The organism is Rhodanobacter sp. GW835-FHT13D09, from assembly GCF_058793995.1.
Map to the genome: position 1 here is coordinate 186,979 of NZ_JBXAGL010000006.1, position 15,848 is coordinate 202,826.

General features: G+C 68.0%; 14 protein-coding genes and 1 tRNA gene. 8 read left to right on the plus strand and 7 right to left on the minus strand.

The features are described 5' to 3' along the window. Positions 1-43 precede the first annotated feature (43 nt). From AC1Q5A_RS10455 to AC1Q5A_RS10465, 3 genes are all read left to right on the plus strand, one after another. Positions 44-805 carry a lysoplasmalogenase gene (locus AC1Q5A_RS10455; protein WP_492700649.1) on the plus strand — a complete coding sequence of 254 codons (762 nt, stop codon included), beginning with the start codon at positions 44-46 and terminating at the stop codon, positions 803-805. Beyond that, entirely contained in the window at positions 802-2,115 is a 1,314-nt protein-coding gene (locus AC1Q5A_RS10460) for a sterol desaturase family protein (protein WP_492700650.1), read from the plus strand. The genes AC1Q5A_RS10455 and AC1Q5A_RS10460 overlap by 4 nt, the downstream gene beginning before the upstream one ends. Positions 2,116-2,251: 136 nt before the next feature. Next, on the plus strand, positions 2,252-3,754 hold the full coding sequence (locus AC1Q5A_RS10465; protein ID WP_492700651.1) for an amino acid permease: 1,503 nt from the start codon (positions 2,252-2,254) through the stop codon (positions 3,752-3,754). On the opposite strand, the gene AC1Q5A_RS10470 is transcribed toward AC1Q5A_RS10465, so the two are convergent. Continuing rightward, positions 3,755-4,837 (minus strand): GGDEF domain-containing protein, encoded by a 1,083-nt coding sequence (locus AC1Q5A_RS10470; RefSeq protein WP_492700652.1) that lies wholly within the window; start codon positions 4,835-4,837, stop codon positions 3,755-3,757. It lies immediately after the preceding gene. A gap of 266 nt (positions 4,838-5,103) precedes the next feature. Here AC1Q5A_RS10470 and AC1Q5A_RS10475 point away from each other — a divergent pair, with 266 nt between their 5' ends. The 3 genes from AC1Q5A_RS10475 (at position 5,104) to AC1Q5A_RS10485 (ending at position 7,471) form a co-directional block, all read left to right on the plus strand. Next, entirely contained in the window at positions 5,104-7,002 is a 1,899-nt protein-coding gene (locus AC1Q5A_RS10475) for a M61 family metallopeptidase (protein ID WP_492700653.1), read from the plus strand. A gap of 167 nt (positions 7,003-7,169) precedes the next feature. Further along, positions 7,170-7,246 (plus strand) — tRNA-Arg (locus AC1Q5A_RS10480). Between the two features lie 54 nt (positions 7,247-7,300). After that, complete coding sequence (locus AC1Q5A_RS10485) at positions 7,301-7,471, plus strand: hypothetical protein (RefSeq protein ID WP_492700654.1); 171 nt, start codon at positions 7,301-7,303, stop codon at positions 7,469-7,471. A 208-nt stretch (positions 7,472-7,679) separates the two neighbouring features. Here the strand turns inward: AC1Q5A_RS10485 and AC1Q5A_RS10490 are convergent, their stop codons facing one another. The 3 genes from AC1Q5A_RS10490 to AC1Q5A_RS10500 form a co-directional block, all read right to left on the minus strand. After that, positions 7,680-8,261 carry a hypothetical protein gene (locus tag AC1Q5A_RS10490; protein WP_492700655.1) on the minus strand — a complete coding sequence of 194 codons (582 nt, stop codon included), beginning with the start codon at positions 8,259-8,261 and terminating at the stop codon, positions 7,680-7,682. A 188-nt stretch (positions 8,262-8,449) separates the two neighbouring features. Then, on the minus strand, positions 8,450-9,274 hold the full coding sequence (gene queF, locus AC1Q5A_RS10495; protein ID WP_492700656.1) for an NADPH-dependent 7-cyano-7-deazaguanine reductase QueF: 825 nt from the start codon (positions 9,272-9,274) through the stop codon (positions 8,450-8,452). Positions 9,275-9,334: 60 nt separating this feature from the next. Then, positions 9,335-10,327 (minus strand): aldo/keto reductase, encoded by a 993-nt coding sequence (locus AC1Q5A_RS10500; RefSeq protein ID WP_492700657.1) that lies wholly within the window; start codon positions 10,325-10,327, stop codon positions 9,335-9,337. 104 nt (positions 10,328-10,431) lie between these two features. On the opposite strand from AC1Q5A_RS10500, the gene AC1Q5A_RS10505 reads away from it, so the two are divergent. Then, entirely contained in the window at positions 10,432-11,331 is a 900-nt protein-coding gene (locus tag AC1Q5A_RS10505) for a LysR family transcriptional regulator (protein WP_492700658.1), read from the plus strand. Positions 11,332-11,403: 72 nt separating this feature from the next. Here the strand turns inward: AC1Q5A_RS10505 and AC1Q5A_RS10510 are convergent, their stop codons facing one another. From AC1Q5A_RS10510 to AC1Q5A_RS10520, 3 genes are all read right to left on the minus strand, one after another. Continuing rightward, positions 11,404-12,156 (minus strand): glutathione S-transferase family protein, encoded by a 753-nt coding sequence (locus AC1Q5A_RS10510; RefSeq protein WP_492700659.1) that lies wholly within the window; start codon positions 12,154-12,156, stop codon positions 11,404-11,406. Positions 12,157-12,220: 64 nt separating this feature from the next. Continuing rightward, the gene (locus AC1Q5A_RS10515) at positions 12,221-12,667 is read right to left on the minus strand and encodes a hypothetical protein (protein WP_492700660.1); all 447 of its coding nucleotides are present in this window, start codon (positions 12,665-12,667) and stop codon (positions 12,221-12,223) included. Between the two features lie 57 nt (positions 12,668-12,724). Next, positions 12,725-13,117: an acyl-CoA thioesterase gene (locus AC1Q5A_RS10520; protein WP_492700661.1), complete on the minus strand. Its 393-nt coding sequence runs from the start codon at positions 13,115-13,117 to the stop codon at positions 12,725-12,727. A 192-nt stretch (positions 13,118-13,309) separates the two neighbouring features. Between AC1Q5A_RS10520 and AC1Q5A_RS10525 the strand changes: the two genes are divergently transcribed. Then, positions 13,310-15,646, plus strand: a complete 2,337-nt coding sequence (locus tag AC1Q5A_RS10525; RefSeq protein ID WP_492700662.1) for a S9 family peptidase — start codon at positions 13,310-13,312, stop codon at positions 15,644-15,646. The last annotated feature ends 202 nt before the right edge of the window (positions 15,647-15,848 follow it).

Genomic DNA, 15,848 nt, shown 5'->3' on the forward strand with positions numbered 1-15,848 from the left:
GGCTTGGTTATGATCGGTACCTGGTGAGTACCGGGTAGTTCGCATGGCCTCCCTGTCTTCTCGTGTCTCGCGTGGCGATCGGCCACGCTGGCTGATCGTCGCGGTCCTGTGCGCCGCGACTGCGGCCATCGCGGGCGGCCTGGTGTTTTCGCAGGATCCGGCCAGCCCGTGGCGCTGGCTGCACTGGGCCTGCAAGCCGCTCACCACGGCGTTGATTTTCCTGCTGGCATGGCGTGCGCTACCGGCGCTGTCGGCGCACTATCGGCGCTGGATACTGGCCGGCGTCGCCTGTTCCCTGGGCGGCGATGTCTTTCTGATGTTGCCGCAGGATCTGTTCATGCCAGGGCTGCTGGCGTTCCTGCTCGGCCATCTGTGTTTTCTCGCGGCGTTCCTCGGCGACAGTCGTTTCGCCGCGCGGCCATGGGTGCTGCTGGCCAGTCTCGGCTACGGCGCGCTCAACCTGTGGTTGCTGTGGGATTCGATCGCGGTGGCGCTGCGGCTGCCGGTGATCGTCTACGTGATCGTGTTGGCCAGCATGGGTGGCCAGGCCGCGGCGCGTGCGCTGACATTCGCCCGGCGCGGCGATCCGCACACACGCAGCGCCATGCTGGCGGCCGGCGGCGCACTGGTGTTCATGCTCAGCGACAGCCTGCTGGCGTGGAACCGTTTCCACGGCGCGATTCCGCTGGCCACGCTATGGGTGCTGGCGACGTATTATCTGGCCTTGTGGTGGATCGCGCGCTCGGTGCAGCGCGACGACATCATGCTTCAGGCAGGCACGATCGAGGCAGGTGCAGCGAAGTGAATACGCAGGAACTCATCATCACCTGGGCCACGCCGGTGTTCTTCCTGTTGATCGGGATCGAGCTGCTGGTGGCGAAGTGGCGCGGGCGCGACGCCTACGCCAGCAACGACGCGATCAACAGCATCGGGCTGGGCGTGATCTCGCAGCTGGTCGGCGTGTTCGGCAAGCTGCTGACGATCGGCATCTACGCCTGGTGCGTCGGGCGCCTGGCGCTGTTCGCGCTGCCGGCGGACAACCTGCTGGTATGGGCCGGCGCGCTGCTGCTGTACGACTTCTGCTACTACTGGCTGCACCGCTGCGGGCACCGGGTGAACATATTGTGGGCCGCGCACGTGGTGCACCACCAGAGCGAGCGCTACAACCTGTCCACCGCGCTGCGCCAGACCGGCAGCGGCGTGCTGCTGGGCTGGCTGTTCTACCTGCCGCTGGCCGTGCTCGGCGTACCGCTCAAGGTGTTCGTGGTGGTGGCGCTGATCGACCTGCTGTACCAGTTCTGGGTGCACACCGAGCAGATCGGCCGGCTCGGCTGGTTCGACCGGGTGTTCTGCTCGCCGTCCAACCATCGCGCCCACCACGCGGTGAACGACCGCTACCTCGATCGCAACTACGGTGGCATCCTGATCGTGTGGGACCGCCTGTTCGGCAGCTTCGTCGAGGAGGACGACAGCGATCCGCCGGTGTACGGCACGCGCTCGCCGCTGCGCAGCTGGAATCCGCTGTGGGCGAACGCCGAGGTGTACTGGCATAGCGCGGTGGACGCGTGGCATGCGCGGCGCTGGCGCGACAAGCTGCTGGTATGGCTGAAGCCGCCGGGCTGGCGCCCGGCTGACGTGGCGGCGCGCTATCCGAAGCCGGATTTCGTGATGCCCGGCGAACGCTTCGATCCGCCGCTGTCGCGGCCGCTGAAGCTTTACGTGCTGGCGCAGTTCGCGCTGCTGCTGGGCATGACCACGCAGTTTCTCGGCATGGCCGGCACGGCCGGCCTGTCGGAACTGCTGCTGTATGCGATCTACCTGGTTGCCGGCCTGTGGGTGCTCGGCGCGCTGATGGAAGGCCGGCGCTGGGCGCCGTGGGCGGAAGCCGTGCGCGTGCTGGCTACCGCCACGGTGCCGCTGCTCAGCGGGTGCTGGTTCGGCGTCCCGCATCTGGACGGCCGGATCGCGCTGGCGATCGCGCTGGTGTTCGCACTCAGTGCGATCGCCCTGCCATGGCTGCGCCCGTCGCCGGCCGGCGACGGGCGTGGCCGTCGTCGCCCGCTGAACCCGCAACCGCCTCGCCGCGGTAGGGCGGGCACCGCCCGCCACCTTTAGCCGGGAACAGGCAGCCGGCGGGCGGTGCCCGCCCTACCGGGCCGCGCGGACCTTCGGCGAGGGCCGTGCTGCACCGCGCTGGGTGCCTGCGAGCGCATTCGCTATGATCGCCGCTTGTTTGACTCAGGGGCGGGCGATGGGATTCTTCAGCAAGCTGGTGCGCCACAAGACGGTCGAGCAGTTGCAGGCGGAGGCCGGCACGCGTGGCGATTTCCGCCGCGTGCTGGGCTTGTGGCAGCTCACCGCGATCGGCATCGGCGGCATCATCGGCGTCGGCATCTTCGTGCTGGCCGGACAGCAGGCGGCGATGAACGCCGGTCCGGCGGTGGCGCTCAGCTTCCTCATCGCCGGCATCGGCAGCGCCTGCGCCGCGCTGTGCTACGCCGAGTTCGCCGGGCTGATCCCGGTCACCGGCAGTGCCTACACCTACGGCTACGCGGTGCTCGGCGAGTTCGCGGCCTGGATCATCGGCTGGGACCTGCTGCTGGAATACGCGCTGGTGGTGGCGGTGGTGGCGATCGGCTGGTCCGGCTACGTGCAGGTGCTGCTGAACTCCGCCGGCGTGCACCTGCCGGAGTGGGCGCAGCAGAGCATGAGCGCGCAGACCATGGAGTACTACCTGCAGCAGGTCTTAGGCATGTACGGCTCCGGCGCCATCGCCGCGCCCAGCGACGGCCACCGCTTCAACGTGATCGCCGCCGCGGTGTCGCTGGCGGTGGCGCTGCTGCTGACCGTGCGCACCGAGTGGGGCGCGCGCTTCAACACGCTGGTGGTGGCGATCAAGGTGATCGGCGTGCTGCTGGTGGTCGGCGTGGGCGTGTTCTACATCGACACCGCGAACTGGCATCCGTTCGTGCCGCCGCGGGTGGTCGACGCCGCCACCGGCATCGGCCACTTCGGCTGGCAGGGCGTGCTGACCGGCGCCAGCGTGGTGTTCTTCGCGGTGTTCGGCTACGACACGCTGACCACCGCGGCGGAGGAATCGAAGCACCCGCAGCGCGATCTGCCGCGGGCGGTGCTGCTGTCGCTGGCGATCGCGATGGTGCTGTATCTCGCAGTGTCGCTGGTGCTCACCGGCATCACCCACTACAGCAAGCTGGGCGGCGAAGCCTCGGTGTCCGACGCGTTCGAGTCGATCGGCCTGCACTGGCTCAGCGTCACCATCGCGGCGGCGGCGGTGGTTGGCGTGACCAGCGTGCTGTTCGCGTTCATGCTGGGCGCGGCGCGGATCTGGTTCGCGCTGGCCCGCGACGGCCTGCTGCCGGCATGGTTTGCCAGGGTCAGCCCACGCTTCGGCACGCCGGCGCGGCCGACCCTGATCCTGGGCCTGTTCACCGCGCTGGTCGCCGGCCTGCTGCCGATCGGCGAGGTGGCCGAGCTGGTCAACATCGGCACGCTCAGCGCCTTCATCATCATCTGCGCCTCGATCATGCTGCTGCGCGTGCGCCGGCCGGAACTGCAGCGCAACTTCAGGACCCCGGCGGTCTGGTTCACCGCGCCGCTGGGCATTGTGTTCTCCGCCGCGCTGATCTATGGCCTGCCGTGGATCACCTATGAGCGCTTCATCGTCTGGATGGCGCTGGGTTGCGTAATTTATTTCGCCTACGGCATCCGACGCAGCCGGCTGGGGCAGGGCTGATCAGCAGCAGTCGGGATTGCTGACCACGCGGTCGCGGCCCTCGCGCTTGGCCTGGCGCATCGCCTGATCGGCGCGGGCCAGCAGGGTTTCGATGACCTCGTCGGCGTGGTCGCGTTCGGCCACGCCGATGCTCACGGTCAACGGGCCGTCCGGGCGCAGGATCTCGTGTATCGACTGACGCAGCTGCTCTGCGCGTACTTCGGCCTGCTGCAGGTCGAGGCCGGGCAGCAGCATCGCGAACTCCTCGCCGCCGATGCGGCCGATCAGGTCGCCCGGGCGCATCTGCCGGCGTATTATCGAGGCCAGCGCGACCAGCGCCGCGTCCCCCGCGGCGTGGCCGTGGTTGTCGTTGAGCGACTTGAAGTGGTCGGCGTCCAGGTAAAGCACGCACGCCGGCTGCTGCCGTCGACGGATATCGCCCAGCGCGAGCCGCGCCAGCTCCAGGAAGCGGTTGCGCACCAGCAGGCCGGTGAGGCCATCGGTGTTGACCTGCTCGCGCAGCTGGCGTTCCAGCCGGAACTGCTCGAACAGGGTGCGGGCCATGAATGCGCGCAGCACCGTTGACAGCACAATCGCGATCGCCATGTAGACCAGGTACTGGAGGACCTGCACGTTGTCGGTGCCGCCGAACAGCAGCACCGGCAACGGGCCCAGTGCGCACAGCAGCATGGCGGCGAGGAAATCCCAGCGACCCAGCCAGATCACCGACGAGGCCACCGGCAGCAGCAGCCCGGGCAGCACTACGGACTGCCGGTGCACGTCATCCACGCCGTTGAGGTTGATGCCGATCTCCAGCAGCACGACGCACAGCAGGGTCAGCGCGCTGAGCAGGCGCGGCTGCCGCACATGCCGGGTCGACGAGACTACCGGCAGCAGCGGCAGCAGCGGCGCGAGGCGCAGCCACAGCGGCAGCGACGAGTGGTGCAGCAGGGTACTGGCGATGACCGCTACCAGATAGGCAAGCGCGCCCACCAGCATCAAGGCGTGGATCATCGGCCCCATCTGCTGCGCCAGATAATGGCTGTACTCGCGGCGTTGCTCCGTATCGTCGGCTTTCCGGAGGTGCTTGAACAAGACGTGCATGCGGGTTCTGTCGGGTAGAGGCTGGGAGACTCAACCCAAGCCGAGCAAGATGGATGCCAGACTCCGGCCAGCGGCCGAAGCGGGTTCATGCGCGAGCCATGCGCGTGACCTTCGGCAGGGGTGAAGCCCGGCGTTGCCGGTCTAGCATCGACGCCTCGGATTCCTGCTGCGACACGGGTTCCCCGAGGCTGTATGGCCTGGGCGGCCTCTCGCCGCGGGGTCCCCGGCCCGCCTGACAGGCGCCCATTTCCCTCCCGGAGAACGCATTGAAAGCCACCCGCCTCGCTTCCGTCCTTGCCGCTGCCGCCCTCGGCCTGGCCAGTTTCGCGGCCCTTGCCGATGTCCCTGCGCCGCGGGATGTGCCGTATCAGGGCACCTTGAAGATCAAAGTGGACGCTACCGACGTGGCGCGCAGGATCTTCCGCGTGCACGAGGTGATTCCGGCACAGCCGGGGCCGTTGACCCTGCTTTATCCGCAGTGGCTGCCCGGCAACCATTCGCCGAACGGCACGATCGACAAGATGGCCGGGCTGGTGGTGAAGGCGAACGGCCAGGTGCTGCCGTGGACGCGCGACCCGCTGAACGTCTACGCGTTCCACGTCGACGTGCCGCAGGGTGCCAGCGGGGTGGAGGTCGAGTTCCAGTTCCTGTCGTCACAGGACCAGCGCCAGGGCCGCGTGGTGATGACGCCGGAGATGCTCAACCTGCAGTGGAACTCGGTGACGCTGTATCCGGCCGGTTACTTCGCCCGCCAGATCAACACCGAAGCCAGCGTGAGGCTGCCCGCCGGCTGGCAGGCCGGCACCGCGCTGGAAGTGGCCTCGAAGGATGGCGACACGCTGAACTTCAAGCCGATCAATTACGACGACCTGGTCGATTCGCCGATCTATGCCGGCAAGTACTTCAAACGCATCGACCTGGATCCGGGCGCCAAGGCGCCGGTGCACATGAGCATCGTGGCCGACGACATGAAGTACCTGGAGATCAAGCCGGAGCAGATCGAGCCGTTCCGGAACCTGGTCCAGCAGATGTACAAGATGTACGGCGCGCATCACTACGACCACTACGATTTCCTGGTCTCGCTCAGCGACAAGATGAGCGGCAATGGCCTCGAGCATCATCGCTCCAGCGAGGACGGCACCTCGGCCGACTTCTTCACCGAGTGGAAGAAGAACGCGCTGGGCCGCGATTTGTTCTCGCACGAGTTCAACCATTCCTGGGACGGCAAGTACCGCCGCGGCGCGGATCTCGCCACGCCGAACTTCAACGTGCCGATGAGCGACACCCTGCTGTGGGTCTACGAAGGCCAGACCCAGTTCTGGGGCCAGGTGATGGCCGCGCGTTCGGGCCTGTGGGACGCCGATCAGGCGCACGACATGTGGGCCTTCACCGCCGCCGCCTACGACAGGGGCCGCCCCGGCCTGGCCAGCTTCCGCAACGTGCAGGACACCACCAACGACCCGATCATCGCGCAGCGTCGCCCGTTGCCGTACCGCAACTACCAGGGCAGCGAGGACTACTATTCGGCCGGCCAGATGATCTGGCTCGACGTCGATGGCCAGCTGCGCGAGCTGAGCGGCGGCAAGAAGAGCATCGATGACTTCGGCAGGGCGTTCTTCGGCATGGAGAGCGGCAAGTGGGACGTCAACACCTACACCTTCGAGGACGTGGTCAAGACGCTCGACGAGATCGCGCCGTACGACTGGGCGAAGTACCTGCGCACGCGCCTCGATGGCCATGGTCCGCTGATCGGCGGCATCGAGTCGCACGGCTGGAAGCTGGTCTACACCGACAAGCCGTCCGAGGCGGTGAAGGCGATCGAGGCGCGCCGGCACAGCGTCGACCTCACCTATTCGCTGGGCGTTTCCATCGGCAAGGGTGGCAGCATCAGCGACGTACTGTGGGACGGCCCCGCGTTCAAGGCCGGCCTGTCGCCGAGCATGACGGTGATCGCCGTCAATGGTCGCGACTATGACGCCGACGCGCTCAAGGAAGCGGTGACCGCCTCGGCCAAGGACAGGAACCAGCCGGTCGAGCTGCTGGTGAAGAACTTCGACGAGTACAGGACCATCCGCATCGATTACCACGACGGCCTGAAATACCCGCACCTGGTACGCGACACCCGCAAGCCCGACACGCTGACCGCGCTGCTCAAGGCCCGCTGAAGCCCGCCGCGATCCCCTCTCCCGAGCCGGGAGAGGCCGGGGTTGAGCATGCGTGCGGGGCGGGGTGCCACATGCCGCTGCGCCGCGCATGCCCCCCGGCGGCAACTCCGCTATACTGCGCTCCCCGCGGCACCGGCCTTCGGCCGGCCTGCCGCGCGGCCTTGCATGCGCCCGTAGCTCAGCTGGATAGAGTACTGCCCTCCGAAGGCAGGGGTCGTGGGTTCGAATCCCGCCGGGCGCACCATTCTTTTTCCGGACGGACCGGCGCAGCCATGACGGATGTGCCGGCGCATCGTGCGTGGAGCGGCGTGCCGCGTGTCATGGCACGCACCACCTGGTAAAACATCCGCCAGATGCGGTGCTGAAGGCCCTGCAGCAACGGTTGGACGCCCGCCCGGAAGGATCGATCGAAAGGAAGTATCAGAACATCGGCGGCGCAATGAAGTCGGGCATCCCGGGCGCGCATTGACGGCTCGATGCGGCCAGTCTCCTTGCCCGATGCGGTCGGGTTGGCCGCGCAGGTCATGCCCGCCGTTGCCCGCGCGTTCCGGAATCCGTGCGCCGTCGCCCCATGGCGAGCAACCGACCTTCGCACCGGTGAAGGGAAATGAGCAACGGAAGAACGCCGACTGGCGCCGCCGTGCTCACCCCTCTCCATTCGCTTCCCGCTATCCCGCTCAGCTCTTCCTGATCTCGAAATCCTGCTTCGCCACGGATTTGCCGTCCAGCGAGATCTCCACGCGGTATTTGCCCTCGGGCCACAGGTCGGGGTTCTGCACCTTGAACGTGGTGATGGCGGGACCGTCGGTGGCGATGGATTGGCTGATGCTGCTGACCAGCTGGCCCTGGCCTTCCAGGTAGCTCCACTTCGCGTTGAGCGTGGCGCCGCCGGTGCTGCCTTCGGTGGCGACGCTGGCGTAGATGGTCTTGTCGCTGGTGGCGAAACGGTTGCCGGGGCGGGTCACCTTGTATTCGGCGTTCACCGCGCTGCCCAGGGTCAGTTTGGCCACGGTGAGCGGTGCGGGCGGCGGTGTTACCGGGGTGCTGGGCGCGACGTCGCCGGTATGGGTGGCGGTGGCGGCGGCGGCCGCCGGTTGCGCGGCGGTGGCGGCCGGAGCCGGTGCGGGAGCGGCGGCGGTACGGGTCGGAGCGGGCGCACCGGCCGGCGGCGTGGCCGGTTCGTTCTTGCCGCAGGCACTGAGCAGCAGGGCGGCAAGGGCGGCGCTCAACAGTGCGGTGTTGCGCATGGGACGTGTCATGGAAACTCCTGGCTCGGTCGCAGACGGATGCCATCCGTGGCGACTGCCGCAGCGCCGTCCGGGCGCGTTGGTCAGGCCACCGAGGCTAGCGCCATCGATCTGAAGCGAGGATTACCGAGCGGCTTTCAGGTGCTGCGCTTTCACGCGCCGGCGACGCGCGGTGCGGAATGCCGGCGATGGTTCCGCCGCTACTGGCGCACCGTGCGCGGATTGCCGGGGGTGGCCGGCGTGCTGCTGCGGAACGGGTTGATGTCCAGTCCGCCGCGGCGGGTGTAGCGCGCGTACACGCTGAGCTGCCGCGGCGCGCAGCGCTGCGTCAGGTCGACGAAGATGCGCTCCACGCACTGCTCGTGGAATTCGTTGTGGGTGCGGAACGAAACCAGGTAGCGCAGCAGCCCGGCGTGGTCGATCGGCGCGCCGCGATAGGCGATCTGCACGCTGCCCCAGTCGGGTTGGCCGGTGACCGGGCAGTTCGAGCGCAACAGGTGCGAGAGCACGGTTTCGGCCACCGGCGTCGCGCCGGTGTCGGCCTGCAGGAAATCGGCCTGCGGCGGCCCGTAGTGGTCGATGGCGATGTCCTGCTGGTCGAGCAGATGGCCGTCCAGATCGATGACGGGCAGCGCGTCGGCGCGCGTGTCCCGCAATTGCACACCGACCACCGCGCCGGCCGCCGCGGAGAGGTCGTGGGTCAGGGTGGCGGCCAGCGCGGCGGCATCGGCGATGCGCTCCTGCGCGAAGCCGTTCAGGTACAGCTTGAACGACTTCGATTCGATGATCTGCGGCGACAGCGCCGGCACGCGGAACTCGGCCATCGCCACCTGCGGCTTGCCACGCAGGTCCAGCCACGACAGCTCGTAGGCGTTCCAGATGTCCACGCCATGAAACGGCAGCGTCTTGGCGATGCCGATCTCCGCGCGTTTCTCGGCGCGCGGGATCGGGAACAGCAGGCTCGGGTCGTAGCGGTCGGTGTAGACGGTGTCCTTGCCGAGCGGGGAGTGTTCGGGGGTGCTCATGCGGTGGAGTTTACCGCGTCCTTCAAGATCCACCGGATCGCTCGGGGAGCGTGCCGCGATCTACACGTTCACCATGTGCATCATCGCGTCGGCGTAGCGGTTGCCGGTGGCGGCGTCGGGCGGAAAGACCGCGTCGATCGCGTCGAGCTCGGCTGCGCCCAGCTGCACGTCGAGGGCACCGAGATTCTCGTCCAGCCGGCTGCGCTGGCGCGTGCCGGGGATCGCCAGCACGTCGTCGCCCTGCGCCAGCACCCAGGCCAGCGCCAGCTGCGCGGGCGAGCAGCCCTTGTCGGTGGCGAGCGACTTCACCTGCTCGACCAGCCGCAGGTTGCGGGCGAAGTTGTCGCCCATGAAACGCGGGCTGCTGCGCCGGTAGTCGTCGGCGTCGAAGTCGTCCGGCGAACGGATCGCGCCGGTGAGGAAGCCGCGGCCCAGCGGCGAGTAGGCGACCAGGCTGACGCCGAGGCGGCGGCAGGCGTCGAGCATGCCGTTGCCCTGAGGGTCGCGCGTCCACAGCGAGAACTCACTCTGCAGCGCGGCGATCGGATGCACCTTGCAGGCGCGCTCCAGGGTGGTGCCGGAGGCTTCGCTCAGGCCGAGATGGCGCACCTTGCCCGCGGCAACCAGTTCGGCCATCGCGCCGACGGTTTCCTCGATCGGCACGGTCGGGTCGACACGGTGCTGGTAGTACAGGTCGATGCGGTCGATGCCCAGCCGTTTCAGGCTGGCATCGCAGGCGACGCGCACGTACTCCGGGCGGCCGTTGACGCCGCGTGCGGCCGGGTTGTCCGGGTCGCGCACGATGCCGAACTTGGTGGCGACGAAGGCTTGTTCGCGGCGGCCCCTGAGCGCCTTGCCCAGCAAGACCTCGTTGGTGTGCGGGCCGTACATGTCGGCGGTGTCGAGCAGGTTGACGCCGCGATCCAGCGCGTGGTGGATGGTGGCGATCGACTCGGCGTCGTCGTGGGCGCCGTAGAACGCGCTCATGCCCATGCAGCCGAGGCCGAGGGCGGAAACCTCGGGACCATTCTTTCCAAGAGTGCGGGTCTGCATCAGGTGGCTCCGGTGGGTGAAGGTGGGTGCATGGTGCGCCGTGACGGTCGTCGGATAAATGCTCAATGATGGCTATCACCATTCAATTGAAGACAACAATCGCGATGGATAGGCTCGAAGCCATGCGGCTGTACGCGCGGATCGTCGAACTGGGCAGCTTCACCGCCGCCGCGGACGAACTGAACCTGCCGCGTGCCACCGTCACCCACGCGATCAAGCGCCTGGAGGCGCGGCTGGGCGCGCAACTGCTGCAGCGAACCACCCGCCGCGTGCGCGCTACCCGCGACGGCGAGACCTATTACGGCCATTGCCTGCGCCTGCTCGCCGACGTGGACGAGGTCGAGACGGATTTCCGCGAGGCGCGGGTGCAGCCGAAGGGCCGCCTGCGCATCGACCTGCCGGCGTCGCTGGCGCGCCTGCTGGTGATTCCCGCGCTGCGCGATTTCTTCGCGCGGTTCCCGCAGATCCAGCTGGACATCGGCACCGGCGACCGCTTCGTCGACCTGGTGCGCGAGGGCGTGGATTGCGTGCTGCGCATCGGCGAACTGGGCGATTCGGGCATGGTCGGCCGCCGCGTGGCGATGCTGGGGCAGGTGACCGTGGCCAGCGCCGCCTACGTGCGTCGGCACGGCCTGCCCGATTCGCTGGCCGCACTGCAGGACGGCCACTTGGCGGTGAGCTGGATTTCGCCGACCACCCACCGGGCCGAGCCGCTGGAGTTCATGGTTGGCCGCAAGCGGCGCGAAGTCGCGCTGCCGGGCTGCGTCAGCGTCAGCGGCGTGGATGCCTACCTCGGCTGCTGCGAAGCCGGCCTGGGCATTGCGCAGATGCCGCATTACCGCATCGCCGATGCACTGAAGGATGGCAGGCTGCGCGAGATCCTGCCGGCGCACCCGCCGCCGTCGTTGCCGATGACCATCCTGTACCCGCAGCAGCGGCAGATGCCCGCCCGGTTGCGCGTGTTCGTCGACTGGCTGGTGGAGCTGACGGCGGCGCAGCGTTGATGCCTGTGGCTGGTGAACTCTCGGGCTTGCGAAGCTTCTGCTCCTCCCCCTGCGTTGCAGGGGGAGGAGTAATCAGGATGCGCGCGGCGGGCCGGGGCGTGGCGCGCTGGTGCCCAGGGTATCGCTGGTCAGCGGGGCGCCGGCGGTGAGCAGGGCGCCGCGCTGCTCGGCCAGCGGCAGGCGCAGCATGCAATCCTCGAAGCCGGCCAGTTTCCGGAATACCGGCAGTGCCTGCACCTGCGCCACCAGCGCGGCCGTCAGCGGCCAGCGCCCGGCATCGATTGCGTAGCGCACGAACGAAGCGGTGCGGAAGAAGCTGGCGATGCTGATGTCGGCGATCGACAGCGTGCCGAACACGAAGCCGTCGTCCGGCAGCTGCGTTTCCAGGTAGTCGAGCGCGGCGGGGATCTCCACCTCGCGCGCATGCTGCACCACCGTCTCGTTGGGCGCCTCGCCGAAGATGTGGCGCTTGATCGCCAGCTGGTTGAACAGCCGCCAGACCAGCCCGTCGGCCAGCCGGGTGTCGGCGTATTCCTCCAGCCAGCGGGCGCGGGCGCGGTCGGCGATGTCGCGCGGGTAGAGCGAGGGCGTGGGCTGCCGGTCCTCCAGGTACTGGCAGATCACCGAGGAGTCGTTGAGTTCCAGTTCGCCGTCGATCAGCACCGGGATGCGGCGCAGCGGGCTGAGCCGGGTGAATTCGTCGTTGCCGACGAACGGCGCGATCGGGTCGATCTCGTATTCCAGCCCCTTCAGCTCCAGGCACACCAGTACCTTGCGCACGTAGGGCGAGATGTAATTGCCGATGACTCTGAGGCGCTGCGGCATGGCGCGACTCCGGGAACACGGATGGCACAGCGTGCAGCTGCCGGCGCGGACCGGTCAAGCGGGTTCAGTGCCGGTCGCCCATCTCGGCCCAGGTCTGCGCCTTGCCCGGCTGGTAGTCGAAGGAGACGGCGTTGCCGGCGGCGTCGACCGTGCAGCGGAAACTGGCCAACGCGGTCCAGCCGGCGCCGGTACGGTACTGGCCGTGGTCGCCGCTGATCGCATTGCCGTCGCGGCGGTAGTGGCCGGCTGGGGTGGAGTCGCTCAGGAACACGCGGTCGGCGTTGCGGTCGCGCTGGCGGATCACGTGCAGCGCCAGTTTCCGGCAGCTTTCATCGGTGGCCAGGTCGACCACGCCAGTGGTGGCCGGTGCCGCCACTGGCGCGGCGGAAGCGATGTTCGCCGTCGCCGGGACGGCCGTCGTGGCGGCCGGCTTGCCCTGCCCGGCGTCGGAACAGCCGGCCAGCAGACCCGGCAAGGCAAGGGCAAGAGCGAATAGGTGGCGCTGGTTCATGCGGATGCTCCTTTCAATGACATGACCGACGGCGCGACCGTAGCAGATGGCGGACACTCAGGCGGCGGCATCCGTCAGCGCCGGGATCGCCGTGGGCGAGCCGTTGGAGTCCAGCGCGATCATCACGAAGCGGCCGGTGGTGCAGATCCGGCGGTCGCCGCTGAGCAGGTCCTCGGCGGTCATCTCCACCTCGACGTGCATCGAACTGCGGCCGACCTTGACCACGCTGGCGACCAGTTCCACCAACTGGCCGGTACGCACCGGCACGCGGAAATTCACCTCCTCGGAGCGCGCGGTGACCACGGTGCGCCGTGCGTAGCGCGAGGCCACGATGAAGGCGGCCTTGTCCATCCACGCCAGCGCCTGGCCGCCGAACAGGGTGTCGAGGTGGTTGGTGTGGTCGGGGAAAACCATTTCCAGCAGGCGGGCTTCGGTCGGGGCAGGGGTCATCGGGGGCGTTTCCTTGGTGGACAGGTGCGGGGGCGTATCGCCCATGCGGTGGCGTATTTTGCTGTACGGGCAGGGACGGCAGGACCAATGGCAGGGGTGCCATCGGTCATGCTCACGTTAGCATCGGATGTTCGGATACGTCCGGGCCAGGGCAGGCCATCGCAGAAATCCGCTTTCCAAGGGGAACGCAACATGGGCTTGATGATCGGCAGTTCTCGCGTGCTTGGCGCGCTGGTGCTGGGGGTGTTGTCCGGCGGCGTGGCCGCGCAGGGGCGCACGCTGGGCGCGGACGACTACGCGCGGGCGGAGCGCTTCATGAGCTACAACACCGCGCCGCTGGTCGATCATGCGGTGTCGAAGGTCGACTGGCTGGATGACGGCCATTTCTGGTACGTCGACCACGATGCCGGCGGCGACCATTTCGTGCGGATGGACGCGGCCAGCGGCCAGACCACGCCGCTGTTCGACCAGGCCAGGCTGGCCGCCGCGCTGGGCAAGACCGGCGGCCAGCCGGTCGACGCGAAAAAGTTGCCGGTCACCGGCTACGAGGCGAAGCCGGATGGCCGCATCGACGTTGTCGTGCGCGGCAAGCACTATGTATGCGACCTCGCCGCCGCCGAGGCGAGCTGCGTCGACCGCGCGACGCTGGTGAAGACCGGCAAGGAGCCGGGCGCACTGTCGCCGGACAAGCAGAGCGAGGCGTTCATCCGCGACTGGAACCTGTGGCTGCGCGACGTCGCCAGCGGCAAGGAAACCCAGCTCACCACCGACGGCGTGGAGAACTTCGGCTACGCCACCGACAACGCCGGCTGGAAGCACACCGACAACGCGATCGTGGAGTGGTCGCCGGATTCGAAGCGGATCGCCACCTTCCAGCAGGACCAGCGCAAGACCGGCGAGATGTACCTGGTCAGCACCAACGTCGGCCATCCGAAGCTGGAGAAGTGGAAGTACCCGCTGGTCGGCGACAAGGACGTGACGATGATCGAGCGGGTGATCGTCGACGTGGCCGCGAAGAAGGTGCTGCGCCTGCAGATGCCGCCGGACCAGCACCGCTCCACCCTGTGCGACGACGTCAGCTGCGGCCCCGACGGCGGCTGGGACGACGTGAAGTGGGCGGCGGACGGCAAGACGCTGGCCTTCGTCTCCACCTCGCGCGACCACAAGCACGAGTGGTTCCGCATCGCCGACGCGGGCACCGGCAAGGTACGCACGGTGTTCGAGGAATCGGTGCCGACCTACTACGAGAGCGGCAACGGTGCGGTGAACTGGCGTTACCTGCCGGAGACCCACGAGGCGATCTGGTTCAGCGAGCGCAGCAACTGGGGCCAGCTGTACCTGTACGACCTCAATACCGGCAAGCTCAAGCACGCGATCACCACGGGCGAGGGCAATGTCACCGAGGTGCTGAAGGTCGATTCGAAGACGCGCACCGTGTGGTTCCGTGGCGTCGGCCGCACGTCGGGCGTGAACCCGTACTACCAGCAGTTCTTCAAGGTCGGCCTGGACGGCGGCAAGCCGGTGCTGCTGACGCCGGAGGCGGCCGACCACACGGTGACGTTGTCGCCGGACGGCAAGGCCTTCGTCGACGCGTACTCCACTCCGACCACGCCACCGGTCACCGTGCTGCGCGATTCGCAGGATGGCCGCACCCTGGCCAGTGTGGCCACCGCCGACATCTCGCGCCTGAAGGCCGCCGGCTGGATGCCGCCGATGCCGTTCACCGTGAAGGGCCGCGATGGCAAGACCGACCTGTACGGCATGATGTTCAAGCCGACGCACTTCGATGCGTCGAAGAAGTACCCGATCATCGACTATATCTACCCGGGCCCGCAGACCGGTTCGGTGCGCGGGCGCAGCTTCTCCTCCGCGCGCGCCGACCACCAGGCGATGGCCGAGCTCGGCTTCATCGTGGTGGCGATCGACGGCATGGGCACGCCGTGGCGTTCCAAGGCGTTCCACGACGCCTACTTCGAGCACGTCGAGGACAACACCCTGCCTGACCAGGTGCTCGGCCTGAAGGAACTCGGCAAGAAGTACCCGTGGATCGATCTCGACCGCGTGGGCATCTGGGGCCACTCCGGCGGCGGCAACGCCACCGCGGCGGCGATGTTCCACTACCCCGGTTTCTTCAAGGTCGGCTGGGCCGAGAGCGGCAACCACGACAACCGCAACTACGAGGACGACTGGGCCGAGAAGTGGCAGGGCCTGCTGGTCACCGGCAAGGACGGCAAGACCAACTACGACGCCCAGGCCAACCAGAGTTTCGCCAAGAACCTCAAGGGCCGGCTGATGCTGGTGCACGGCACCATGGACGACAACGTGCCGCCCTACCAGACCCTGCTGGTGGCCGACGCGCTGATCAGGGCGAACAAGGATTTCGACCTGCTGCTGATTCCGAACGTCCACCACGGCTACGCCGAAGCCACCCCGTACGCCACCCGCCGCCGCTGGGACTACTTCGTGCAGTATCTGGCCGGCAACACGCCGCCGCACGAGTACCAGCTGAAGGCATGGCCCTGGCGCTGAGCCGCTGCGTCCGGTGCCTCCCCCTGCACAGCAGGGGGAGGCAGGAGGGGGTAACGCTCTCCCGACGGGAACCTCGAATAACCGTTGACTGGCTCGTCATCCAGTGAGCAAAGGCCGAGGCAAGCCCTAATGCCAGTCAGTTAAGCCGACTGGCATTTTTCGTGGGGTATTTCTGGGGTCGCCGCTTGAGTTCACGGGGACA